The organism is Embleya sp. NPDC001921, from assembly GCF_053594475.1.
This window is the reverse complement of the sequence record NZ_JBSFEO010000080.1, coordinates 1-23,504: the sequence shown is the minus strand read 5'-3', so window position 1 is coordinate 23,504 and position 23,504 is coordinate 1. Positions and strand designations below refer to the sequence as shown.

Here is a 23,504-nt window from a genome sequence, read left to right as displayed (position 1 = left end):
AGCCCCCCAAGGCCAGACGGCGAAGGGCCACTCTAATTCGACGAGTGGCGTGGCGGTTGCGATTGAGGCGGCTTGGGATGTGTACCCACCCGCTCCACTCGTTGCCTCCGGTGCGGAGGTTGGGGTTTCACAGGCACCGAGGGAGCCCGCTCCGGCCCCGCGGCCCCCGGTGTGGCTGCCCGCGGCTTGGTGGACTGGCTGCGGGAACGAGTCGGGCCTTCCCCGGGTCGCCGAACCCGGTCGCGCCCGGGCGCGTCAGCGCCCCCGACCCCGCCCACCCCGGTGATCGACGCGCGAAGCGCGGAGAGCGGCGGAGCCGCAAGTTTTGACTTCGTGCCCCGGAGCGAAGCGCAGGGACACGAAGTCACGAGCGAGGCACCGCTTTTTTGCGGAGGAGCGTAGCGGGGAGCAAAAAAGCGGTGCCTCGCGAGCCGGCGACGACGTCGCCCAACAAGCGGCAACGCCGCGGGACACGACTCCGGCCACCCCGCCCCGCACCCCCCGCGACCCTGACCGCTCACCCGGCCGCACCCGCGACCCGGCCCCTAAGCCGTCCCGTCGATCGTCGCCGACCCGATCACCCGCGTGCCGTCGTACAGGACCACGGCCTGGCCCGGGGCGATGCCTCGGATCGGCTCGGCCAACCGCACGCGGATCTCGTCGCCGACCGCTTCCGCGATCGCCGGCGTCTCCTCGCCGTGTGCTCGGACCTGGGCCGTGCAGGCCACCTCGCCGACCGGGACCGGACCGCACCACCGCGGGCGGATGCCCACGAGGCGGTCCACGTCCAGTGCCTCGATCGGGCCGACCGTGACGGTGTTGTTCACCGGTGAGATGTCCAGCACGTAGCGAGGCTTCCCGTCCGCCGCCGGGTGCCCGATCCGCAGGCCCTTGCGCTGGCCGATGGTGTATCCGTAGGCGCCGTCGTGCTCGCCGAGCTTGGTGCCGCTCGCGTCCACGATGTCGCCGCGCTCGGTGCCCAGGTGCTTGGCCAGGAAGCCCTGTGTGTCGCCGTCGGCGATGAAGCAGATGTCGTGGCTGTCCGGCTTCCGCGCGACCGCGAGGTCCCGCCGCTCGGCCTCCACACGGACGTCGCCCTTGGTGTCGCCGCCGAGCGGGAACATCGCGTGGGCGAGCTGCTCGGTGTCCAGCACACCCAGCACGTACGACTGGTCCTTGCCCATGTCGACCGAGCGGTGCAGCTCGCGCGAGCCGTCCGGGTGCTCGACGATCTGCGCGTAGTGCCCGGTGCACACCGCGTCGAAGCCGAGCCCGAGCGCCTTGTCCAGCAGCGCCGCGAACTTGATCTTCTCGTTGCAGCGCAGGCACGGGTTGGGCGTACGGCCCGCCTTGTACTCGGCCACGAAGTCGTCCACGACGTCCTCGCGGAAGCGCTCGGCCATGTCCCACACATAGAACGGGATGCCGATCACGTCCGCGGCCCGCCGGGCGTCCCGCGAGTCCTCGATCGTGCAACACCCTCGGGCGCCCTCGCGCAGCGTCGCGGGTTTCGCCGAGAGCGCGAGGTGGACACCGACCACGTCGTGTCCGGCCTCGACCGCTCGCGCGGCGGCAACGGCGGAGTCGACCCCGCCGGACATGGCGGCGAGCACCCGGAGGCGGCGGCCGTTGGCAGGGGGAAGCGTGTGATCAGACATAGCGCCTCAAGAGTACGTGGTCACCCCGCCGACTCCCGAGGGGATTACCCGGCCCGCACCCGACCCGCCGGCCGACCCCCACCCGCGCGACCTCCCGCGCGACCTCCCGCGCGATCACCCGAAGCCGAACCCGACCCGCAGCGGACCCGACCCCGACCGAACCCGAGCCGAAACCCGACCGAACCCAAGCCGAAACCCGACCCGGTCGCGGCCCTAGTGCCGCGACGTCACCGACCCCGCCGAACGGGCTCGGGTGACCACCGGCAGGATCGCCTCGGCCAGTTCCGCGACCTCGGCCTCGGTGGTGGTGTGCCCCAGGCTGAACCGCAGCGACCCGCGGGCCCGGGCGCTGTCCGCGCCCATCGCGAGCAGCACGTGGCTCGGCTGCGCGACGCCCGCGGAACAGGCCGACCCGGTCGAGCACTCGATCCCGCGCGCGTCGAGCAGCAGCAACAGCGAGTCGCCCTCGCAGCCCGGGAAGGAGAAGTGCGCGTTGCCGGGCAGCCGATGGGCCGGGTCCAGTCGCCGATCGCCGTTGAGCTGCGCGTCCGGCACCGCCGCGAGGATCCGGCGCACCAGTTCGTCCCGCAGCGCGCCCACCCGCCGTGCGTATTGGGCCTGTTCGCGCACCGACTCCTCGGCCGCCACCGCGAGCGCGGCGATCGACGCGGTGTCCAGCGTGCCCGAGCGCACATCGCGCTCCTGGCCGCCGCCGTGCAGCACCGGCACCGGCGTCATGCCGCGCCCGAGCACGAGGGCGCCGCAGTTGCCCGGGCCGCCGAGCTTGTGTCCGGTGACCGTCATCGCGTCCAGCCCGGTCCTCGCGAAGTCGACCGGGATCTGGCCGACCGCCTGGACCGCGTCGGAGTGGAACGGGATGCCGAACTCGTGCGCGATCTCGACCAGCTCGGCGATCGGCTCGACCGTGCCGACCTCGTTGTTGGCCCACATCACCGACACCAGGGCCACCGACGCCGGATCGCGCTCTATGGCCGCCCGCAGCGTCCGCGGCTGCACCCGCCCGTCGGCGTCCACGTCCAGCCACTCGACCACCGCGCCCTCGGCCGACTCCAGCCACAGCACCGGGTCGAGCACGGCGTGATGCTCCACCGGGCTGACCAGTATCCGCCGCCGTGCCGGGTCCGCCGCGATCCGGGACCAGTAGATGCCCTTGATCGCGAGGTTGTCGGCCTCGGTGCCGCCCGCCGTGAAGACGATCTCGCTCGGTCGCGCGCCCAGCGCATGGGCCAGCGACTCGCGGGATTCCTCCACCGTGCGGCGCGCGCGCCGCCCGGACGCGTGCAACGAGGACGGATTCCCGAGGTGGGCAAGCTGTACGGTCATCGCCCGGATTGCCGAAAGGCGCATCGGGGTGGTCGCCGCGTGATCGAAGTAGGCCATCGCACTGTGCAGCTTAGTCGGGTACGCGTGGGCGCCGGCGCGGGCGGCCGTACACCCGTCCGTAGCGCGGCCCTCCGGGCAGGAATCGGCCGAGCCACAGGCGCCAGGCCGGCCGCGCGGCGCGCAGGTACGCGACGAGTCGCCGACGCCGGCTCCCCTCCTTCGGGTCTGGTTGTCTCGGCCGGTGGTCGTAGGTCAACGGCTGCTGGATCTCCCACACATCCTGGTGCAACGCGTGCCGGGGCGGGTTGGGCACGGTCCACTCTTACGAGTGGTGGCATTGCGCCCGCCGACCGAGCCGCCGGGCCCCGGTCGGCGAAGCCGTCCCGGCTCCCGGAGAGGGGACACGAGCGGGCGTACGCGACCCGGCCCGCACAGCCCGGCATACCCGGCCCGACCTACCCGACCCGGTGTACCCAGCCCGACATACCCGACCCGGCGTGCATGGCCGGGCGGACCCCGCCGCGCGGACCGCCGTGGGCTCAACCCTCCTCGGCGCTGGTGCCCGAGTTCCGGTGCCACGCGCGCGGCGCCCGCCAGCCGCGCCGGAGCGCGAGTACCCGGAGCAGGAACGCGAAGGCCACCGCCGCCGTGGCGGTGACCGGCCCGAACAGATCGAACTCGATCAGCGCGGCGGTGATCCCCGCGCCCAGCAGCGCCGGGAAGGTGTAGATCTCCTTGTCCCAGCGCAGCAGCGTGGGCACTTCTCGGGCCAGTACGTCGCGCATCGCGCCGCCGCCGACGGCAGTGGTCACCCCGAGCGCCGCCGCCGGGATCGGATTCAGCCCGTACGCGTACGCCTTCGCGGTGCCGGTGACGCAGAACAGTCCGAGCCCGGCCGCGTCCAGCACGTCGATCGCGGACATGATCCGCTCGACCTGCGGATGCAGGAAGAAGACCAGCCCGGCGGCGAGCAGCGGCGTGGAGAAGGTGCCCAGATCCGTGAACGCCGCCGGGGGCACCGCGCCGATGATCACGTCCCGGATCACCCCGCCGCCGAGGGCGGTGACCTCGGCGAGCAGGACGATCCCGATGACATCGAAGTTCTTCCGGACGGCCATCAGCGCGCCGGCCGCCGCGAACACGAAGATGCCGATCAGGTCCAGGACCTGTTGGAGCGTGTGGTGGTAGATCTCGGGCGGCACCTCGGGCGACATACCGGATGTTCTACACCGCCCGGAACGAGCCGATGCTCATGGGGCCGGTGTGGGCGGTGTGTCCTTCCCATCGGGCTTCTCCGCCGGATCCGGGGCCGCCTTCGGAGCCGCCTTCGGAGCTGCCTCTCGGGCCGCCTCGGGAGCCGCGTCGGAACCCGCCTCCGAAGCCGCCTCCGAAGAAGCGACCTCCGCCCCGGGCGCCGCGCCCTCCACCGCCGGAGCGGCCTCCGCGGGAGCGGCCTCCGCCGGCTCGCGCGCCGCCGGCACCGGCGCCACGGGCTCGGTCGCCGCCGGCTTCACCAACTCCACCGCCTCGCCCGCGCCCTCCCCCGTCGGCATGTTCTCCGGGAAGTGGCAGGCCACCTGATGCCGCCCGGCCACCTCGGCCAACGGTGGCTCCCGGGTCTTGCAGATGTCCTGCACCTTCCAGCACCGGGTGTGGAACCGGCAGGCCGGCGGCGGGTCCATCGGGCTGGGCACGTCGCCCTTGAGCAGAATGCGCTCGCGGGTCTCCCGCCGGGCCGGGTCCGGAACCGGTACGGCCGACATCAACGCGACCGTGTACGGGTGCTTGGGCGAGCTGTACAGGTCCTCGCGGTCGGCGATCTCGACGATCTTGCCGAGGTACATCACCGCGACCCGGTCGCTGGTGTGCCGGACCACGGACAGGTCGTGCGCGATGATCAGATAGGTCAGGCCGAACTCGTTCTGCAGGTCGTCCAGCAGGTTGACCACCTGCGCCTGGATCGACACGTCCAGCGCGGAGACCGGTTCGTCGGCGACCACGAGCTTGGGCCGCAGCGCCAGCGCGCGGGCGATGCCGATGCGTTGCCGCTGGCCGCCGGAGAACTCGTGCGGATAGCGGTTGTAGTGCTCGGGGCTGAGCCCGACCAGCTCCAACAACTCCTGCACGGCCTTCTTGATCCCGCCCTCGGGGGTGACCTTCTGCAACCGGAACGGCAGTCCGACGATGGTGCCGACGGTGTGCCGAGGGTTCAGCGAGGACTGCGGATCCTGGAAGATCATCTGGAAGTCGCGTCGCAGCGGCCGCAGTTGACCACGCGAGAGTTTGGTGAGGTCACGTCCGCCGAACTCGATGGTGCCCTCGGAGGGTTCGAGCAGCCGCATCACCATCCGCCCGGTGGTCGACTTCCCGCAGCCCGACTCGCCGACCAGGCCGAGTGTCTCGCCCTCGCGGATGTCGAAGTCCAGCCCGTCCACCGCCTTGACCGTGCCGGCCCGGCGTCGGGTCATCCCGGATCGGATCGGGAAGTGCTTGCGCAGCCCGCGCACGCGCACCAGCACATCCCGCTCCCGCGCGTCCGGGGACGCGGCTCCCGCCTCGGCGGCCTGCGCAGCTTTCACGTCGTCTCCCGCTCGGGCGCCCTCGGTCACTTCAGCGTTCCCGTTCCCTGTCCCACCCATGTGGCCGGCCACGTGCCCATCCGGTTTCGCGTTCGCCGTCCCGCTCACAGGCGCGGCCTGATGTCCTCGGTCCAGATCCGCTCGCGCTCCCCCAGGTCCAGGTGACACGCGGTGCGGTGGTTCGGCTCGATCTCCACGAGCTGCGGGACCTCGGTCTTCTCCCGCCCGTCGTTGTGGTCCGCGTACGGGCAGCGGGTGCGGAACGCACAGCCCGAGGGCAGCGAGATCAGGCTCGGCGGGCTGCCCTTGATCGGCATCAGTCGTGCCTGGCGCTCCCGGTCGAGCCGGGTCAGCGAGCCCAACAGGCCCCACGTGTACGGGTGTCGGGGCTGTTCGAACAGGGTCCGCGAGGGTCCGTGCTCGACCGCCCGACCGGCGTACATCACCAACACGTCGTCGGCGAGTTCGGCGACCACGCCCAGGTCGTGCGTGATCATCACCACGGCGGAGTCGAACTCCCTTTGCAGGTCCCGGATCAGGTCCAGGATCTGGGCCTGCACGGTGACGTCCAGCGCCGTGGTCGGCTCGTCCGCGATCAGCAGTTCCGGGTCGCAGCTCAGCGCCATCGCGATCATCGCGCGCTGGCGCATGCCGCCGGAGAACTGGTGCGGATAGTCGTCCACCCGCCGGTCCGGGCGCGGGATGCCCACCCGGCCGAGCAGTTCCACCGCGTGGGCGCGGGCCTGCTTGCCGGTCACCTCGTTGTGCACCTGGTAGGCCTCGATGATCTGGTGGCCCACCGTGTAGTACGGGTGCATCGAGGACATCGGGTCCTGGAAGATCATCGCCATCCGGCGACCGCGCATCAGTCGCACCTGCTCGGCGGTGGAGCGCACCAGCTCCTGGCCGTCCAGCCAGATCTCGCCGCCGATCCGGGCACTGGTGTTGCCGTGCAGGCCCATGATCGCCAGCGACGTGACGCTCTTGCCGGAGCCGGATTCGCCGACGATGCCCAGCGTGCGCCCGCGCTGGAGCGCGAAGTCGACGCCGTCGACGCTGCGTACCAGGCCGTCGTCGGTGGGGAAGTGCACGGTCAGGCCGCGCACTTCGAGGAAGTTCTCGGGGGCCGGCGGTGGTCCGGCCGGGGCGAGCTTGGTTGTTTCGGCCGCGGAGTCCCGCTTGCGGCGCGGTAGCAGACGGGGCATCAGGTCCTCACCCGGGGATCGACGACCGCGTAGAGCAGGTCCACGACGAGATTTGCCAGGATCACGAAGATGGCGGCGATCATCGTCACGCCGAGCACTTCGGGCAGGTCCTGTTGCGTGATCGCCTCGACGGCGAACTTGCCGATGCCGTCCAGCGAATAGACCTGTTCGGTCAGGATCGCGCCGCCGAGCAGCAGACCGACGTCCATGCCGAAGATGGTCAGGATCGGCGTGAGCGCCGCGCGCAGCCCGTGTTTGACGATGACGTCCCGCTCCCGCAGGCCCTTGGCTCTCGCGGTACGGATGTAGTCCTCGCTCATCGTTTCGAGCATGCCGGCCCGGGTGAGCCGGGCGTACAGGGCCGCGTACAGGAACGCCAGGGTCAGCCAGGGCAGGACCAGGTTCCAGGCCCAGCTTCCCGGATTGTCGAAGAACGGCACGTAGTGCACGCCCTTGAAGATGGGCCATTGATAACTGAACAACGCCAGCGCCACCAGGCCGGTGAAGAACGGTGGCAGCGAGACGCCCGCGAGCGCGAAGCCCATCGAGAAGCGGTCCCACAGGGTTCCGCGTTTGAGCGCCGAGACCACGCCGATGGACACGCCGACGACCAACCAGATCACCGCGGCGCCGGCGGCCAGCGACAGGGTGACCGGGATCCGGTCCTGCAGGCGCGGCCACACCTCCAGGTTGTTGCGGAAGGAGAAGCCCAGGCACGGCGGCGCGCAGTGCACCTTGCGGACACCGGTGTCGTAGTCCTTGCCGACGACCATGCCCTTGACGAACTTGCCGTATTGCTCGGGCACCGACCGATCCAGCCCGAGGCTGTGCTTGACCTGCGAAATCGCCTCCGGGCTGGGCGACTTGCCGACGTACCGCGCGGCGAGTTGGTCGCTTGTGGCGCCTCCCAGACGCGGTATCAGGAAGAAGATGGCGAAGACCGCCATGGTGACGATCAACAGGAGCACCACCGCTCCCGCCAGCCGCCTGAGCAGATAGAAAATCATGAGCCGGCGACCCGGTCCGGTGCGGGGAGCGGGATCACCACTCCCCGCACCGGAACTGACGGGCCTTCACCTCTCCTTCGGGCTACTGACCTCGTCGCAGGCTTACTGGATACCGATGTTGAGGTAGTCGTACATCCCGGAGTACGCGGGGGTGACGACCAGGTTGGTCACGTTCGGCGGGCGGTAGAGCAGCGACTTGGTCCAGGCGAACGGGACCATCACCGCCGCCTCCATGACCTTCTGGTCCAGTTGCTGCCAGATGGCCGCACTCGCGTTCGGGTCGATCGTCCGCGTGGCCTGGTCGATCAGTCCGTTGACCGCCGGGTCGTTCAGCTCGGACAGGTTCGTGCCACCGGCGGGCTTGATCGCCCGGCCGTCCACGATCTGCTGGAAGAAGCCGAACTGGGTGGGGAAGTCGGGACCCCACTGCATGAACATGATGCCGACCTTGTTGTCCGCCACCCACTTGGGCACACCGGCGAACTGGGTGAAGTAGTCACCCGAGGGGTACTGGCGGATCTCGATCTTGATGCCGACCTTGGCGAGCGCGTTCTGCACCGACGTGGCGCCCGCGACCTCCTTGGGCCGGTTGCTGCGCGCGGTGAGCACGGTGCTGAAGCCGTCCGGCTTGCCGCACTGCTTGAGCTCGTCCTTGGCCTTGGCCACGTCACCGGTGTGCTTGGCGCCGTTGGGGTACATGTCGGCGACCTTGGAACCGGCCAGCGTCGGCGGCATCAGGTTGGTCGCGATGTCCGCGCCGACCTCACCGCCGACCGCGCGCTGCATCTGCGCCTTGTTCACCGCGTACTGCACGGCCCGCCGGCAGTGCACGTTGTCGAAGGGCGGGGTCTTCGAGCTGATCGCCAGGTAGGCGAGCGCGCCGGAGACCGCGTCGTCCGAGTTCCCGGCCAGCTTCTGGTCGGTGAGGATCTTGTTCTGGGCGGCGGCCTGGACCCCGGTGCCGACCACGTCGAGCTGCGCCGTGTTGGCGAAGAGCCGGTTGTCGACGTCGTTCGCGTCCTGCTTCTCCAGGAGCTCGATCCGGTCCGGCAGCGCCTTGCGCAGCGGGTCGGTGCTCGGGTCCCAGTTCGGGTTGCGGACCAGGTTGACCGCCTTGCCGGGCTCGTACTGGCCGTCGACCATGTACGCGCCGGAGGCGAGGGGGTGCTTGACGTACTCCTTGCCGGTGTCCTTGGCGCGCGGCACCGGCGCGGTCTGCGGGAGCGCGGCGAGGTAGTTGAAGTCCGCGAACGGCTCCTTCATCTTGAAGATGATGGTGTAGTCGTCCGGCGTCTCGATCGCGTTCAGGCCCTGCTTGTCCGCGGAGTCCTTGTACGGGCCCTTGTAGGTGCCGTCCGGGTCCAGGTACTGGGTGAAGTACGCCGGGCCGTTGGGCAGGATCTCCTTGTCGAAGGTCCGCTCGACCGCGTACTTGACGTCCGCGGCCTTGACCTCGGTGCCGTCCTCGTACTTGACGCCCTTGCGCAGGTGGTACGTCCAGGTCTTGCCGCCGTCGTCGGTCTTGCCCACGTCGGTGGCAAGGTCCGGCGCGAACTCGTAGCTCGCGTTGCCCGGGGCGGGCTTGAAGGTCAGCAGCGGACGGGCCATCAGCCGGGAGAAGTTCCAGGCCGAGGCGTAGTACATGTCGCCCGGGTCGAGCGAGTCGAACTTGTCCGAACTGACCAGCTTGAGCGTGCCGCCCTTCTTGGTCGACTGGTTGACGACCTCGGTGATGGCCTTGTTGCTCGGCGAGTACTTCTTCTTCGAGCCGCCGCCACCACCGCCACACGCGGTTGCGGCCAACGCGGTGACCGCAACGATGCCGATCAGCGCCTGGGCCCTGCGCCTGCGAGTTACCGGGTGTTTCATCGCTGGTCGTGCCTCCTCGTGGGGACTTGCCGGATATTCAGCGGCTGCGTGGGTCCAGGGCGTCTCGAAGCCCGTCGCCGAGCAGGTTGAACGCGAGCACGGTGATGAAGATCGTGACTCCGGGGACGACCATGAACATCGGGGCGTCCTCGTACCGCGGGACGGCGCGCGCGAGCATGCCGCCCCACGAGGCGGTGGGTTCCTGTACGCCGACCCCGAGGAAAGAAAGGGCGGCCTCGAACAGGATGTTCGTGGGAATGAGCAGCGTGGCGTAGACCAGGATCGGGCCGACCAGGTTCGGCATCAGTTCCTTGAAGATGATGTGCCGGTCGGTGGCCCCGAGGCTGCGCGCCGCCTCGACGAACTCGCGTTCGCGCAGCGACAACGTCTGGCCGCGCACGATGCGGGCGATGTAGGGCCAGCTGAAGAACCCGATCACGAAGATCAGGACGGTGACCCGGAGCGTGTCGCCCTTGAGGCCGAACGCCTCGCCCTGGAGGCTGCTGCCGATCGCGATCGCGAACAGGAGCAGCGGGAAGGCCAGGAAGACGTCCATCGCGCGGCTGATCAGCGCGTCGACCCAGCCACCGAAGTAGCCCGCCGCGGTGCCCAGTACGACACCGAGCACCACGGACAGGAGCGTGGCCAGGAAGGCCACCAGCATCGAGATCCGGGCGCCGTAGACGATGCGCGAGAAGATGTCCCGGCCGTTGACCGGCTCCAGACCCAGTGGATGGTCCCAACTGGCGCCGCCGAAGCTGCCGTTGGGGATGTTCAGCACCGGGTCGAGCAGGTCGTCGTGGTACTCCGTGGGGTCTCCGCCGACGACCGAGGTGATCAAGGGTGCGAAGATCGCTACGAGTACCATGAAGACGATCACCACACCACCGGCCATCGCGACCTTGTCGCGACGGAATCGGGCCCACGCGATCTGGCCCAGGGAACGACCCTCGATGCGTACGCCGGAGGATTCGGCGATCGCTTCGGGGTGCGCCTCTCGGGCCACACCGGTGGTCTCGATCGGTGCCGTCATGGATCGACCCTCCCCGCTCACGGATGCGACGGCGGCTCGGGATCGCCGATCCCGTCGCCATACCCGGCATTGCGATCCCAATGATCTTCGGGATCTGTCGTCCGGGTGAGACTCCTCCGTGACGCGGGTCACCAACAGGGGTCGCGGAATACCTTTACTGAACCGTGATTACGTCGACACGATTCACCGGTTGATCCGCGTAGATCGGTCACGAAATCACAACAAGGCAGCGGTTGATGACGTGACGTCAGTTTTTTGGGGGCATCAGTGCCTGTTGCCCGCGATCGCCACTGTGTGCCGATCGTCGATCACCGCGTGTCGCGGGCGGCCTCGTCGAGCATGTCGATGCCGATGAAGGGGCGTGTGTGGTCGCGCATCCACGCGGCGACCGGGTCGAACGGGTCGTCCAACGCGACCGAGGACAACGTGAGTCCGGCCGGCGCCGCGGCCGAGGCGCGGGCCATCGCGTCCCGCATCCGCTGCATCGTCGCGGGCTGATCGTCCGTCAGGCGCAGCCCGATCACGAGGCGTTCGGGTCCGACCGCGGGTCGCACCCAGGCCCGATGGGCGGCTCGCACCACCTGGGTCTGGAACAGTTGGCCGCCCAGCAGCGCGTAGAACGCCGGGTCCCACAACGTGGGTTCGCCGACTTCCAGGGGGCCGGCCATCAACCGGTCCAGGCCGCCGACGATGCGTCGCAGGTCGAGATAGGGCACACCGACGCCGCCGCCCTGGGCGTGCGGATTCAGCCACAGGCCCCAGCGGTCGGTGTACAGCGAGGACGCGATCTCGGTGACCGGACAGACCTCGAACGAGCGGTCCCAGCCACTGAGACGCAGTTGTTCCTCGGACGTGAACGCCGGGGCGTAGCGCCACCCGGCCACGTCCATGTTCCCGTACTGCGCGTCCGGACTGCCCGGTTGCCCCTGCCACAACAACATCCACACGTGGGCGCCGGTGAGCGCTTCGAGCAACCGCTCGTAGGCGTCGTAACGCCCGGGTGCCACCTGGCTCAAGGCCTGCTCGACCTGGTTCACGACGTCCTCCCCGAATCCGAACCGATGTACCGATGTCGCGCTGTCCGACGCGGGCTCAGCGCTGGTCGACGCGCAGGTAGAACGGCTGGGTCCGCTCCAGCATCCAGTCCCCCACAGGATCCTGCGCCACGTCCAGGAGCACCACGTTCACCGGCCACGGACACGCGGCCCGGCCGAGCGCGCGCTCCAGGGCGCCGACCGCGGCCAGTCGGTCCTCCTCCTGCCAGCGGTCCAACTCGACGCCGATGAACAGGCACGGCGGGTCGTTCTCGATCACGCCCAGGCCGCGGCGGGCACTGAGCACGACCGGTACGTGGGTGAACTCGGCGGCGGCCGCGATCAGGAAGTCCATCGGCTCCTGGTCCGGCTCGTACAGCCGCACGCGGGCGCCGCGCGGGCCCGAGCCGGACGGTCGGGCCAGCTCCAGCACGCCGGGCGGCGGGATCGGGATGCCCACCTCGCCGCCGGGGTTGACCGCGATGCCCACGTGCGGCGGCATGCCGCGGGCGAACTCGCGCATCGGTGCGACGGTGCACGCCATCGGTCCGGCGACCCGCCGGAACTCCTCCTCCGAGGAGAACACCGGGACGTACGGCCGGCCGTCGATCTCGGTGGTGGGCAGGGTCAGTTCGCTGTCGCCCGGGTTGCCGCCCTCGGGCAGCGGCACCCATACGTCCGCCTCGGCCAGGGCCTCGAAGAGGGCCTCGGCCCGGGACGGATCACGCATCGCCGCGACGAGCGCGCTCTCCACGGGATTGGCCGGGAACGGCATGGTGGTGCTCCTCTGGTGTCCGCCGCAGTTTACTTCTCGCTCGATTGCCGTCGTCGGGACTGTCCCGGTACGGGTTCCGCGAACACGATCCGGCCCAGGTGCCCGGCGGCCGGTCGGTCGAGCAGCACGCACGAGGTGAAGCCGCCCGGAGCCGACGCCAGGGTGGGTCCCGCGTCCAGCCACGGCGTCAGCCTGGCGAGCAACTCGCGCCATTCGCGGTGGTGCCGGGCGAACACCGGTGTGGACACCCCGCGCCCGCGTTCGCGTTGGCCGGAAAGCGCCTGCTGGGCGGTCACGTCCAGGAGCAGCGCGTGCGCGGAGCTGCCGCGCCGACGGGCCGCGAGCACCAGCGCCCGGCGCAGGATCGGGTTGCGGCCGCTGTCGTGCACGACCACCGCGCCGGGGCCGCGCAGCGCCCGGGCGACCTCGCCGTAGTGGGAGAGCCGCACCAGCGGCCGGTAGACCCGGTAGGGGATTCGCCCCGCCCGTACCGCCCAGCGGGCCCGGACCAGGTCCGCGTCCAGGACGGCCACCCCGGCGCCGGGGGTGACCACGCGCGCGAGCAGCGTGCTCTTGCCGGCTCCCGGCAGGCCGGTGACCACGAGCACGCACGAGGCCGGGTAGACCAAGACGTCCACGACCCGGTCGCCGATCCCCTCCCCCGCCCGATCGCGCTCCTCCCGGAGGTCGTGCACGGACCGGGGGATCAACACGCCGCCCGTCGCGGCGCCGGTATGCGCCCCCGCCGAGTCCGTCTCCACGAGCCCTCCCTTGTGTCACAACCGTCATGCCCTGCGCATGGTGTCGCACCCATGGGTGCGCGCGCGTGCCGGTGATCCCTCGGACTCGGCCGGGCCCGGTCCCCGCGGGGTCCGGACTCGGCGGGTCCCGGTCCCGGCGGGGGATTGACGACACGCGCTAGCATGCCGGGCACAACCTCATAACGGCCGTCGACCCCACGCGGAAGAGTCCTCGCCCACGAGCGGGGCGCCGAAGGAGCAACTCCTCCCCGGAATCTCTCAGGCACCGATACCGCATGGGTCAGGCACTTCTGGAAAGCAACCACACCGCCGGTGTGGTTCACCCACGGTGCAAATCGCGAGTTCGACGCGATGAAGCTCTCAGGTTCCGATGACAGAAGGGGAGGGCACCCCACTTTTCGACCGACTTTGGTCGAAAAGGGCTGAAAGCCGTGGCAGGGAGCCCCCTTTGTTGTCGTATTCGCCGCAGTACCCGTCACCTTCCGCGCCGGCCGAGCGCGCGGCCGTTCGCCATGCCCGCGACCGGCCCGCGCCCTTGGCGTGTTCCCGCCGGCGCCCCCTCGAAGGAGCCTTCGCATGACCACCGACCGCCGGACCCCGCTCGACGCCGTGCACGACGCGCTCGGGGCCACGATGACCGACTTCGCCGGTTGGCGGATGCCGCTCCGGTACGGGAGCGAACGCGACGAGCACACCGCGGTGCGCACCACGGCCGGCCTGTTCGACCTCACCCACATGGGCGAGATCGAGGTCACCGGCCCGGACGCCGCCCGCGCGCTCGACCACGCCCTGGTCGGTTTCGTGTCGAAGATCGGGATCGACCGCGCCCGGTACACGATGATCTGCACCGAAGAGGGCGGCATCGTCGACGACCTGATCGTCTACCGGCTGGGCGACGAGCACTTCGTGGTCGTGGCCAACGCGTCCAACGCCGACGTGGTCGCGGGCAGCCTGGCGTACCGCTCGGAGAAGTTCGACGCCACCGTGCGCGACGCGTCCGAGGAGTACACGCTGCTCGCCGTGCAGGGCCCCGCGTCGACCGCGATCGTCGGTTCGCTCACCGACGCCGACCTGCCCGCGCTCAAGTACTACGCGATCCTGCGCACCGAGGTCGCGGGCGTGCCCGTCCTGCTCGCGCGCACCGGCTACACCGGCGAGGACGGCTTCGAGCTGTTCGCCGCGCCCGGCGACGCGGTCGCCCTGTGGGAGGCCCTGCTGACCGCCGGCACGCCGCACGGCCTGGTGCCGGCCGGCCTGTCCTGCCGCGACACGCTGCGCCTGGAGGCGGGCATGCCGCTGTACGGCCACGAGCTGACCCGGGACACCACGCCGTACGAGGCCAACCTGGGCCGGGTGGTCCGGCTGGACAAGCCCGAGGACTTCGTCGGGCGCGACGCGCTGGCCGCCGCGCAAGAGGACGTGCGCCGCACGCTGGTCGGGCTCACCTCGCCGGGCAAGCGGGTCCCGCGCGCGGGCTATCCGGTGGTGGACGCGGAGACCGGCGAGAAGGTCGGCGAGGTCACCTCCGGCGCACCCTCGCCCACGCTCGGCGTGCCGATCGCGATGGCGTACGTGAGCACGGACCGGGCCGAACCGGGCACGCGCCTGGCCGTGGACATCCGCGGCAGGGCCGAGCCGGTCGAGGTGGTCGCACTGCCGTTCTACAAGCGGGCCTGAGGCCGGGCTTCGGCCGGCTCCCGACACCCACAAACCATTACAAAACCGCCTGATGGATCGACCATCCGCATTCGAATGGAGAATGGACCCGTGCACGCACCCCAGCACCTGCGCTACAGCAAGGAACACGAGTGGCTCGACGAGGCGGCCTCCCCCGCCCTCGTCGGCATCACCCAGCACGCGGCCGACGAGCTCGGCGACGTGGTGTTCGTCCAGCTTCCCGAGGTCGGCCAAGCGGTCGTCGCCGGTGAGCCGTGTGGCGAGTTGGAGTCCACGAAGTCGGTCAGCGACATGTACGCGCCGGTCTCCGGCGAGGTCGTCGAGATCAACGACGCGGTCGCCGAGGACCCCGCCCTCGTGAACTCCGATCCCTTCGGGACGGGCTGGCTGTTCAAGGTGCGCATCGACGGCGAGGCCGAGGGCCTGCTGTCGGCCGACGAATACGCCGCGTTCTGCGGCGAATGATCGAGATCGACCCGATCGAGGAGCTGACAACCGTGACGATCCTGGACCGTCCGCTGAGCGAGGTGGACCCGCAGGTCGCCGCCGCCGTCACCGACGAGCTGCACCGCCAGCAGAACACTCTGGAGATGATCGCCTCCGAGAACTTCGCCCCCGTGGCGGTGTTGGAGGCGCAGGGTTCCGTCCTGACCAACAAGTACGCCGAGGGCTACCCCGGCCGGCGCTACTACGGCGGCTGCGAGCACGTCGACGTCGTCGAGCAGCTCGCCATCGACCGGGTCAAGGAGCTCTTCGGCGCCGAGGCCGCCAACGTGCAGCCGCACTCGGGCGCGTCCGCGAACGCCGCCGCGATGTTCGCGCTGCTCACCCCCGGCGACACGATCCTGGGCCTGGACCTGGCCCACGGCGGCCACCTCACCCACGGCATGCGGATCAACTTCTCCGGCAAGCTCTACAACGTGGTCGCCTACCACGTCGACGAGAAGGCCCACCGGGTCGACATGGAGGAGGTCGAGCGCCTGGCCAAGGAGCACCGGCCGAAGATGATCATCGCGGGCTGGTCGGCCTACCCGCGGCAGCTCGACTTCGCCGAGTTCCGCCGGATCGCCGACGAGGTCGGTGCCTACCTCATGGTGGACATGGCGCACTTCGCGGGCCTGGTCGCCGCGGGTCTGCACCCCAGCCCCGTGCCGTACGCGGACGTGGTCACCACCACGACGCACAAGACCCTGGGCGGCCCGCGCGGCGGCGTCATCCTGTCCAAGGCGGAGTACGCCAAGAAGATCAACTCGGCGGTCTTCCCCGGCCAGCAGGGCGGCCCCCTGGAGCACGTGATCGCGGCCAAGGCGGTGGCCTTCAAGGTCGCCGCGTCCGACGACTTCAAGGACCGCCAGCGGCGCACCCTGGAGGGCTCGGCCATCCTCGCCGAGCGGCTCACCCGCGCGGACGTCACCGACGCGGGCATCACCGTGCTCACCGGCGGCACCGACGTGCACCTGGTCCTGGTCGACCTGCGCGACTCGGAGCTCAACGGTCAGCAGGGCGAGGACCGGCTGCACGAGATCGGCATCACGGTCAACCGCAACGCGGTGCCGTTCGACCCGCGCCCGGCGATGGTCACCTCCGGTCTGCGGATCGGCACGCCGGCGCTGGCCACACGCGGCTTCGACAAGGCGGACTTCGAGGAGGTCTCGGACATCATCGCCGAGGCCCTCCTCCCCGGTTTCGACGACGCCCGCAAGGCGGCCCTGGCCACGCGCGTCACGGCCCTGGCGAAGAAGCACCCGCTGTACCCGAACCTCTGACCCACGACCTCACGGTGTCGGGTTCACGAGCACGGCCGCGGGGCCGGCGGGGCGATCCCCCGCCGGCCCCGCGGCCGTTCGCCCACCCGCTTCTCGCGTCCGGCTGCGCGGTTCCGGCCTCGGGTGGGCCGAACAGGTGACGGAACCGCATCAACTCGTGAGTGTGGCCGACGTGATCGGGTTCGGCGGGTTGGGATGGAGCCGCGGGGGTCCGCCACGACCCGATGAAGGTGCAGTCCCATGAACGACTCGCCGAACGGCTCACCGAACGACTCGTCCGACCCGACCGGCAATCCGTACGCTCCACGCCTGGTCGCCGCCGGCCAGACCTTCGACGTGATCGAGGTCGACGCGCGGCTGGGGCGCGAGGCGGTGAAGCAGTTGCGCGCGGCGGGGGTTCGGGTCGGCCCGGTGATCCACGACCGGCGCTGCGCCAAGATGGGATTCCTGGTCCCGGTCACCTCCCCGGCCCGCACGCGCCTGCGCGACCAGCGCGGCCCGAGCCGGCACGGCCTGGGCGCCTGGGTCACCTTCCCGCCCGCGCGCGGCGAGACCGGCCCGCTGGTCTGGTTCATCGCCCCGACCGAAAACCCGATCCCCACCCCGCTCGCCCCACTCGACTCCGCCATCACCCGCGCCGCCGCGACCCTGATCGACCACGGTTGACCACGGTTGACCCACCGCCCACCCTCGTCGGCCCCGGGCACGCCACCCGATGCGGCCCCGGGACACCGCCCCGCGCGCCCCACCCGACCCCGCCACCCCCCGCCCCGCCTCGACCCGCCCTGCCCCCGATCGACCGCGCCCGACCCACCGCCACCCTCGTCACGCCCCCGACCACGCCCATACGATGCGGGCTCCGGTCTGGTGATGGGGGCGACGGATGGGTGTGCTGAGACGCAAGGTCGGGGAGTTACGCGGCGAGGTGGTCGAGCACCTCTGGGTGCGGCGACGGATCCGGCAGTGGCTCTCGATCGGGTTCGTACTCGGGCTGTTGCTCGGCGCGGCGGCGGCCGCGGGCGCGGCCGCGTTGTACTGGCCGGAGCAGGACAAGCCGCTGAAGATGACGATGCGCGAGGGGGAGATACCGGTCAAGGCCCCGGCCGTGCTCAGCGGTCCGGCCGCGCTCACCGCACAGGGGCTCACCTGCGGCATCGAGTGGATCACCGGCACCCACGCCGAACACTTCGCCCAGGGCCGGCTGTGCCGGGTCAAGGTCTCCATCGCCAACAACTCGCTGGCCACGGTACGGATCGCCAACCTGGAGCAGCGCCTGGTCCTGCCCGACGGCACCGAACTGGCCATGGACCTCGAATCGATGGAGATCAAGCGCCAGCTCCGCGAGTTCACCCTCGGCGCCTCCGACACCCTGGTCGAAGACCTCTGGTTCGACCTCCCCGAGAACGTCACCCCCACGGCCATCCTCCTCCGCGCCAACCCCGAAACCCCCCAAGGCCGCGCCGAACTCCCACAAAAGGACTGGTCGAGGAAATAACGAGCCGCCTCCGGGACACGCCGAATCCGGACGTATCCGCCCCGTAGAATCAGACATGTCCGGTCCATCGAAGGAGAGCCGTGAGCCTTCCCGCATTCGATCGCGTGTGGACGCCCGAAGACGTTCTGGAGATCCACGCCGACGGTTGGCGTGTCGAATTGCTGGACGGTGCGCTCATGATGTCCCCGGCTCCCTCGCGCCGGCACCAAATGGTCTCCCGACGCCTGGCCATGCTGCTCGAGGCCGCCGCGCTCGATGCCCGAGTCGACTGCGTCGTGTACGAGAACATCAACGTGCGACGCGACAACGACTTCACTCAACCGGACGTCGTCGTGATCGACGGGGCCGCCGCCCGAGCGGGTGAGGAGTCCGGCGAGGACGACATCTGGCTCGACCCGGAGCACGTGCTGCTCGCGGTCGAGATCGTTTCGCCGGGGCAGGCGGGGCGAGACGGGGTGGACAAGCTCGAGAAGTACGCGTCGTGGGGGATCGAGTTCTACTGGGTCCTGGAACCGAACGACTCCGTACTGGAGGGCTTCGAACTGCGCGATGGCACGTACGCGTCGGTGACCCGGGTCGAGGGCGCACACGCGGCGACGCCTCCCGCACCGTTTTCGGTGACCGTCCGCCCCGACGAACTGCGCCGACTGCGCTGAGGCGCCCAGGTCCGGGCGACTCCCCCGGCGCGACGGGATCGGTGGGCAACTCCTCGGCGATGGGGTGGCGTTCGGCCCGATCCCGGTGCCGGCGGGTGCTTCGGTGAGTCAAAGCGGGTCGATCGTGGACGCGTTGCGGGTCGTGGTGCGGGCTTGAGGCGACGCCGACACCCCCTACCATCGGGCGTGTCGGCGCCTGTACGGGGGCGCGTCGTCGAGAAAGGCGCACTTGTGACGCAGTCCTTCCACCCGCCCGGATCCCCCGGAGTAGACCGGAAGCCGATGTTCGCCTTCGGCTGGATTCCGCTGCCCAAGCGGGTCGCCGAGCGCTACTTCGTGCCCGACTACCGGCTGATCGGGCGCGACGTGACCCTGGAGCGGGTGCGCGTGATCCGATCCTGGCTCGGCCTGGGCGTACTGGTATGGATCGCGGCCACCTACGGCGGTGGCGAGGACGCCGCCCAGGGCCTGATGACCAGCTTCATCGCGTCCGTGTTCGTCGCGATCATCGCGTGCCCGATCGCGGTGGCCATCATCGTCGCCCTGACCCGCTCGGACGTACGCACCGAGACGCGCAAGAGCCTGATGTTGCCGCTGCGTTCGCTCGGGCTGTTCGTGCTCGTCTCGGTGGCCACGCTCGGCGGCCTGACCGCGCTGGCGTACGGATCCAAGGAGGTCAACGCGGGGGCGAGCGTGGCCTCGTTCTTCCTCACCGCGCTCGGCCTGGCCGTGTCGCTGTGGGTGCTGCGCTTTTGGATACTCGCCGTCCGCGCGATCCCGCAACACCTGTTCCGGGCCGTGGACGGGCACCCGCTGCTGCCCGCGGTGATCGCACCCTGGCTGTCGTGGTGCGGCGCGCTGATCGACCTCGGCGACGACGGCGGCAAGGGCGCGCTGCCGGTCGGCGTGCGGCTGATCGGCACGCTCGGCGGCCCGGTCACCATCACCATCATGTCGCTGTGGGAGATCCGCCGGGTTCGCAGCCGCTACGGCGTCACCTTCCGCGGCGGACCGCACCCGACCCGCAGGCCCGATCCGATCATGCCGCCGATGCCGCCGTTCCCGAGCCAGGCCAACCCGTGGCAGCAGGCTCCGCAGCCGCAAGGTCTCTTCCAGCAGGGGCCGTTCCCGCCCACCCCGCCGCAGGGTCCCGACTCGCAACAACACCCGGCCTGGCGGCAGCAGCCCGGCTACCACCAGCCCCCGCCGCCCCCGTGGGGCCCGCCGCGCGGCTGACCCCGTCCGCCGGGGGTGGCCGCCGATCCGGTCCACCCCCGGGCGCGCCGGCGGACGCCCGGTCCGTCGACGACCTCAGTCCGTCGACAACCGCTCACGCAAGCGGGCGACCTGCGCGTCGGTCACGCCCAGCCCGTCCCGCACATAGCCCTCGACCGACCCGTACAGCTCCTCCGCCGTCGAGAACGCCGTGTTCAGGTAGTCCTCGTGCACGTCGAAGACCGGCTTGAGGTGCGCGGGATCGAAGCCGCGCTCGGCGATGTGCCGCAGGATCTCGCCGTTCTTGTCCCTGAGGTGCTCGGTGCTGGCCAGGTAGTCCTCGAGCACGGTCGCCCGGGGCACCCCGAGCAGGGTGAGCAGCACCGCCGAGGTCCACCCGGTGCGGTCCTTGCCCTGCGAGCAGTGGAACACCGTCGGCACGTCGACGGCCGCCATCCGCGCGAACACCTCGCGGTAGGCGGCCCGGGCGCCCTCGGTGGCCACGAACCGTCGGTACACCTCGCACATCAGCTCGCGCCCGGCGGTGCCGCCGAGCAGTTCGCCCGCGCGATCCGGGTCGGCGAACACCTCGCCGAACAGCTCGTCGTTCTGCCGTCCCATCACGTCCGCGATCAACAGCTCCGCGCCCTGCGGCACCCGGTCCGGCTCGCGGTCGCGCTCGGTGTCCGAACGCAGGTCGATCACCAGGCCGATGCCCAGCCGCAGCAGCGTCGCGGCGTCCGCGGCGTCCACCTCGCCGAGGCCGTCGGAGCGGTACACGAGACCCGTGCGCACCTTGCGGCCGTCCGCGGTGGCATGCCCACCCGCGTCACGGAAGTTCGGGGCGGTGACCAGGATCGGCGTCGGGGACGTCATGGTGCGCGGTCCTTCGCTTCGAGGAGATGCCGGGCGAGCAGATACCGGACGGGGCGGCTGCCGAGTGGGTACCACCACCCTACGTGAGCGTACGGCGGGTTCACCCGGGACCCGCGCCCATGCCCGCACCCCGCTATGTGGGTGCCCACACCGCGTGCTCGACCCGCAACAGCATGGCCGACCGCCCCGCCAGTCGCAGTCCGCCGCCACCCGCGACCGGCTCGCTGTACCGCGCCATCGGGTCGCCCTCCAGCGCCGTGTCCAGGACCACCTCGTAACTGTGCGCCCACGGCTCGTCCGGCAGCGTGAACCGCATCGGCTGCGAGGACGCGTGCAGGATGAACAGGAAGCTGTCGTCCACGATGCGTTCGCCGCGCGGTCCCCGGCGGTCGATGTCCAGGCCGGACAGGTACATGCCCAGCGTCGCGGTCGGCGCGAACCAGTCCTTGCGGGTCATCTCCCGCCCGCCGGGGGTGAACCAGGCGAGGTCGCGCAACCCGTCCGGGGCGACCGGGCGGCCCGAGTAGAACGCCCGCCGGCACAACACCGGATGCGCGCGCCGCAGGCGGATCAGCCGCGCGGTCAGGTCGAGCAGCGGGCGCCAATCCGGCGAGTCCAGCGCCGACCAGTCCAGCCAGGACAGCTCGTTGTCCTGACAGTAGGCGTTGTTGTTGCCCGCCTGGGTGCGGCCCATCTCGTCGCCCGAGGTGATCATCGGGACGCCGGTGGACAGCAGCAGGGTGGTCATCAGATTGCGGATCTGCCGCTTGCGCAGGGCCACCACGTTCGGGTCCGACGTCTCGCCCTCGTAGCCGTGGTTCCAGGACCGGTTGTTGTCGGTGCCGTCGCGGTTGTCCTCGCCGTTCGCCTCGTTGCGCTTGCGCTCGTAGGTGACCAGGTCGCGCATCGTGAAGCCGTCGTGCGCGGTGACGAAGTTGATCGAGGCGTACGGGTTGCGGCCGTCGCGCTGGTACAGGTCGGACGAGCCGGACAGCCGGTACGCCAGTCCGCGCACGTCCGGGCGGGCACCTCGCCAGAAATCCCGGACCGCGTCCCGGTACTGGTCGTTCCACTCGGTCCACAGCGGCGGGAACGCGCCCACCTGGTAGCCGCCCGCGCCCAGGTCCCACGGCTCGGCGATCAGCTTCACCCGGGACAACACCGGATCCTGGGAGATCACGGTCAGGAACGAGGACAGCCGGTCCACGTCGTGCGGCGAGCGGGCCAGGGCCGCGGCCAGGTCGAACCGGAAGCCGTCCACACCCATCTCGGTCACCCAGTAGCGCAGCGAGTCGGTGATCAACTGGAGCACGTGCGGCTGGACCACGTTGAGCGTGTTCCCGCACCCGGTGTAGTCGGTGTAGTGCCGCCCGCCGTCGGCCATCCGGTAGTAGCCGGCGTTGTCGATGCCGCGAAAGCACAGCGTGGGCCCGGCCGGGCCGCCCTCGCCGGTGTGGTTGTAGACCACGTCCAGGATTACTTCGAGCCCGGCCGCGTGCAGCGCGTGCACCATGTCCCGGAACTCGTGCACCTGGCCACCGCGCCCGCCCGCCGAACTGTAGCCGGCGTGCGGCGCGAAGAAGCCCACCGTGTTGTAGCCCCAGTGGTTGCTCCGCCCGCCGCGCAACAGGTGTTCCTCGGACACGAACTGATGCACCGGCAACAACTCGACGGCGGTCACCCCGAGCCGGACCAGGTGGTCGATCGCGGCCGGGTGGGCCAGGCCCGCGTAGGTGCCGCGCAGGTGGTCCGGGACGCGCGGGTGCCGCGCGGTGAAGCCCTTGACGTGCAGTTCGTAGATGACGCTCTCGGCCCACGGGATCTTCGGCCGGCGGTCCTGCGACCAGTCGGCGTCGTCCGCGACGACCACCGACTTGGGTACGTACGCGGCCGAGTCGCGATCGTCGCGCACCGTGTCGTCCCGGCCGCGCACGTGCCCGAACACCGCGTCGTGCAGCACGAAGTCGCCGTCCACGGCCCGCGCGTAGGGGTCCAGGAGCAGCTTGGCCGGATTCCACCGGGCGCCGCGGCCGGGCTCCCAGCGTCCGTGTACGCGGTAGCCGTAGCGCTGACCGGGCCGCACGCCGGGCACGTAGCCGTGCCACACCCGGAAGGTCTGCTCGCGCAGCGGCAGCCGGGTCTCGCGCGCCGTCCCGTCCGGGCCGTCCTCGAACAGGCACAGCTCGACCGCGTCGGCGTCGCCCGCCCACAGCGCGAAATTGGTGCCCGTACCGTCGAAGCGCGCGCCCAACGGCAACCGGCGGCCCGGCCAGGGCGGCGGTACGTGGCCGTTGGCCGTGGCGTAGCCGCCGAGCGCGCCACGCGCGTCGACCCCGGGGTCCCTCGTTTCCCACTCGAGCGTCACGGCCCGCCTCCCCATCCCGCTCCCCAGGATGTTCCCGCCGTGCCCCCACGCCTACACGCCCGCACACCCATGCGTGTAAACCGCCGCGGCGGCACGTCGACGACGGCGAGAACTACTCGCAGTACAACAACCCGAGCGTGAACACGGAGATCGACCGGATCCTCAAGATCACGGACGTGAACCAGCAGG

21 protein-coding genes and 2 riboswitches are annotated in these 23,504 nt (G+C 70.7%); of the genes, 7 read left to right on the top strand and 14 right to left on the bottom strand.

Translation table 11 applies throughout. The annotated features are described in order from the left end of the window. Positions 1–545: 545 nt before the first annotated feature. The 12 genes from mnmA to ACWCPW_RS48465 all read right to left on the bottom strand — a co-directional run bounded on the left by mnmA (position 546) and on the right by ACWCPW_RS48465 (position 13,265). On the bottom strand, positions 546–1,658 hold the full coding sequence (gene mnmA, locus ACWCPW_RS48520) for a tRNA 2-thiouridine(34) synthase MnmA (protein WP_449768060.1): 1,113 nt from the start codon (positions 1,656–1,658) through the stop codon (positions 546–548). A gap of 213 nt (positions 1,659–1,871) precedes the next feature. Beyond that, positions 1,872–3,059, bottom strand: a complete 1,188-nt coding sequence (locus tag ACWCPW_RS48515) for a cysteine desulfurase family protein (RefSeq protein WP_449768059.1) — start codon at positions 3,057–3,059, stop codon at positions 1,872–1,874. Positions 3,060–3,072: 13 nt separating this feature from the next. After that, positions 3,073–3,315: a hypothetical protein gene (locus ACWCPW_RS48510; RefSeq protein ID WP_449768058.1), complete on the bottom strand. Its 243-nt coding sequence runs from the start codon at positions 3,313–3,315 to the stop codon at positions 3,073–3,075. 226 nt (positions 3,316–3,541) lie between these two features. Continuing rightward, a complete protein-coding gene (locus tag ACWCPW_RS48505; RefSeq protein WP_449768069.1) occupies positions 3,542–4,204 on the bottom strand; it encodes a trimeric intracellular cation channel family protein in 663 nt (220 codons plus the stop codon). A 48-nt stretch (positions 4,205–4,252) separates the two neighbouring features. Then, positions 4,253–5,641, bottom strand: coding sequence for an ABC transporter ATP-binding protein (locus tag ACWCPW_RS48500; RefSeq protein WP_449768057.1), 1,389 nt, complete (start codon positions 5,639–5,641; stop codon positions 4,253–4,255). Between the two features lie 44 nt (positions 5,642–5,685). Beyond that, on the bottom strand, positions 5,686–6,786 hold the full coding sequence (locus tag ACWCPW_RS48495) for an ABC transporter ATP-binding protein (RefSeq protein ID WP_449768056.1): 1,101 nt from the start codon (positions 6,784–6,786) through the stop codon (positions 5,686–5,688). After that, positions 6,786–7,793, bottom strand: a complete 1,008-nt coding sequence (locus ACWCPW_RS48490; protein WP_449768055.1) for an ABC transporter permease — start codon at positions 7,791–7,793, stop codon at positions 6,786–6,788. The genes ACWCPW_RS48495 and ACWCPW_RS48490 overlap by 1 nt, the downstream gene beginning before the upstream one ends. Positions 7,794–7,895: 102 nt before the next feature. Then, positions 7,896–9,662, bottom strand: coding sequence for an ABC transporter substrate-binding protein (locus ACWCPW_RS48485; RefSeq protein ID WP_449768054.1), 1,767 nt, complete (start codon positions 9,660–9,662; stop codon positions 7,896–7,898). A 37-nt stretch (positions 9,663–9,699) separates the two neighbouring features. Then, complete coding sequence (locus ACWCPW_RS48480; RefSeq protein WP_449768053.1) at positions 9,700–10,695, bottom strand: ABC transporter permease; 996 nt, start codon at positions 10,693–10,695, stop codon at positions 9,700–9,702. Positions 10,696–11,003: 308 nt separating this feature from the next. After that, positions 11,004–11,732, bottom strand: a complete 729-nt coding sequence (locus ACWCPW_RS48475; RefSeq protein WP_449768052.1) for an enhanced serine sensitivity protein SseB C-terminal domain-containing protein — start codon at positions 11,730–11,732, stop codon at positions 11,004–11,006. A 55-nt stretch (positions 11,733–11,787) separates the two neighbouring features. Next, complete coding sequence (locus ACWCPW_RS48470) at positions 11,788–12,504, bottom strand: enhanced serine sensitivity protein SseB (RefSeq protein WP_449768051.1); 717 nt, start codon at positions 12,502–12,504, stop codon at positions 11,788–11,790. A gap of 29 nt (positions 12,505–12,533) precedes the next feature. Continuing rightward, positions 12,534–13,265, bottom strand: coding sequence for an AAA family ATPase (locus ACWCPW_RS48465; RefSeq protein ID WP_449768050.1), 732 nt, complete (start codon positions 13,263–13,265; stop codon positions 12,534–12,536). 190 nt (positions 13,266–13,455) lie between these two features. Continuing rightward, a riboswitch (glycine riboswitch) is annotated at positions 13,456–13,549 on the top strand. Next, a riboswitch (glycine riboswitch) is annotated at positions 13,550–13,652 on the top strand. 189 nt (positions 13,653–13,841) lie between these two features. Between ACWCPW_RS48465 and gcvT the strand changes: the two genes are divergently transcribed. From gcvT to ACWCPW_RS48430, 7 genes are all read left to right on the top strand, one after another. Then, positions 13,842–14,942, top strand: a complete 1,101-nt coding sequence (gene gcvT / locus ACWCPW_RS48460) for a glycine cleavage system aminomethyltransferase GcvT (protein ID WP_449768049.1) — start codon at positions 13,842–13,844, stop codon at positions 14,940–14,942. 90 nt (positions 14,943–15,032) lie between these two features. Next, entirely contained in the window at positions 15,033–15,407 is a 375-nt protein-coding gene (gene gcvH / locus ACWCPW_RS48455) for a glycine cleavage system protein GcvH (RefSeq protein ID WP_449768048.1), read from the top strand. Continuing rightward, positions 15,404–16,708, top strand: a complete 1,305-nt coding sequence (glyA, locus tag ACWCPW_RS48450) for a serine hydroxymethyltransferase (protein WP_449768047.1) — start codon at positions 15,404–15,406, stop codon at positions 16,706–16,708. Before gcvH ends, glyA begins: the two co-directional genes overlap by 4 nt. Before the next feature lie 240 nt (positions 16,709–16,948). Next, on the top strand, positions 16,949–17,374 hold the full coding sequence (locus ACWCPW_RS48445) for a hypothetical protein (protein WP_449768046.1): 426 nt from the start codon (positions 16,949–16,951) through the stop codon (positions 17,372–17,374). A gap of 217 nt (positions 17,375–17,591) precedes the next feature. Further along, positions 17,592–18,203 carry a hypothetical protein gene (locus ACWCPW_RS48440; RefSeq protein ID WP_449768045.1) on the top strand — a complete coding sequence of 204 codons (612 nt, stop codon included), beginning with the start codon at positions 17,592–17,594 and terminating at the stop codon, positions 18,201–18,203. A gap of 80 nt (positions 18,204–18,283) precedes the next feature. Continuing rightward, positions 18,284–18,859 carry a Uma2 family endonuclease gene (locus tag ACWCPW_RS48435; RefSeq protein WP_449768044.1) on the top strand — a complete coding sequence of 192 codons (576 nt, stop codon included), beginning with the start codon at positions 18,284–18,286 and terminating at the stop codon, positions 18,857–18,859. Between the two features lie 231 nt (positions 18,860–19,090). Further along, positions 19,091–20,095, top strand: a complete 1,005-nt coding sequence (locus tag ACWCPW_RS48430; protein ID WP_449768043.1) for a hypothetical protein — start codon at positions 19,091–19,093, stop codon at positions 20,093–20,095. Between the two features lie 75 nt (positions 20,096–20,170). Here the strand turns inward: ACWCPW_RS48430 and ACWCPW_RS48425 are convergent, their stop codons facing one another. Both ACWCPW_RS48425 and glgX read right to left on the bottom strand, forming a co-directional pair. Beyond that, complete coding sequence (locus ACWCPW_RS48425) at positions 20,171–20,950, bottom strand: tyrosine-protein phosphatase (protein ID WP_449768042.1); 780 nt, start codon at positions 20,948–20,950, stop codon at positions 20,171–20,173. A 133-nt stretch (positions 20,951–21,083) separates the two neighbouring features. Continuing rightward, the gene (gene glgX, locus ACWCPW_RS48420) at positions 21,084–23,315 is read right to left on the bottom strand and encodes a glycogen debranching protein GlgX (protein WP_449768041.1); all 2,232 of its coding nucleotides are present in this window, start codon (positions 23,313–23,315) and stop codon (positions 21,084–21,086) included. Positions 23,316–23,504: the final 189 nt, after the last annotated feature.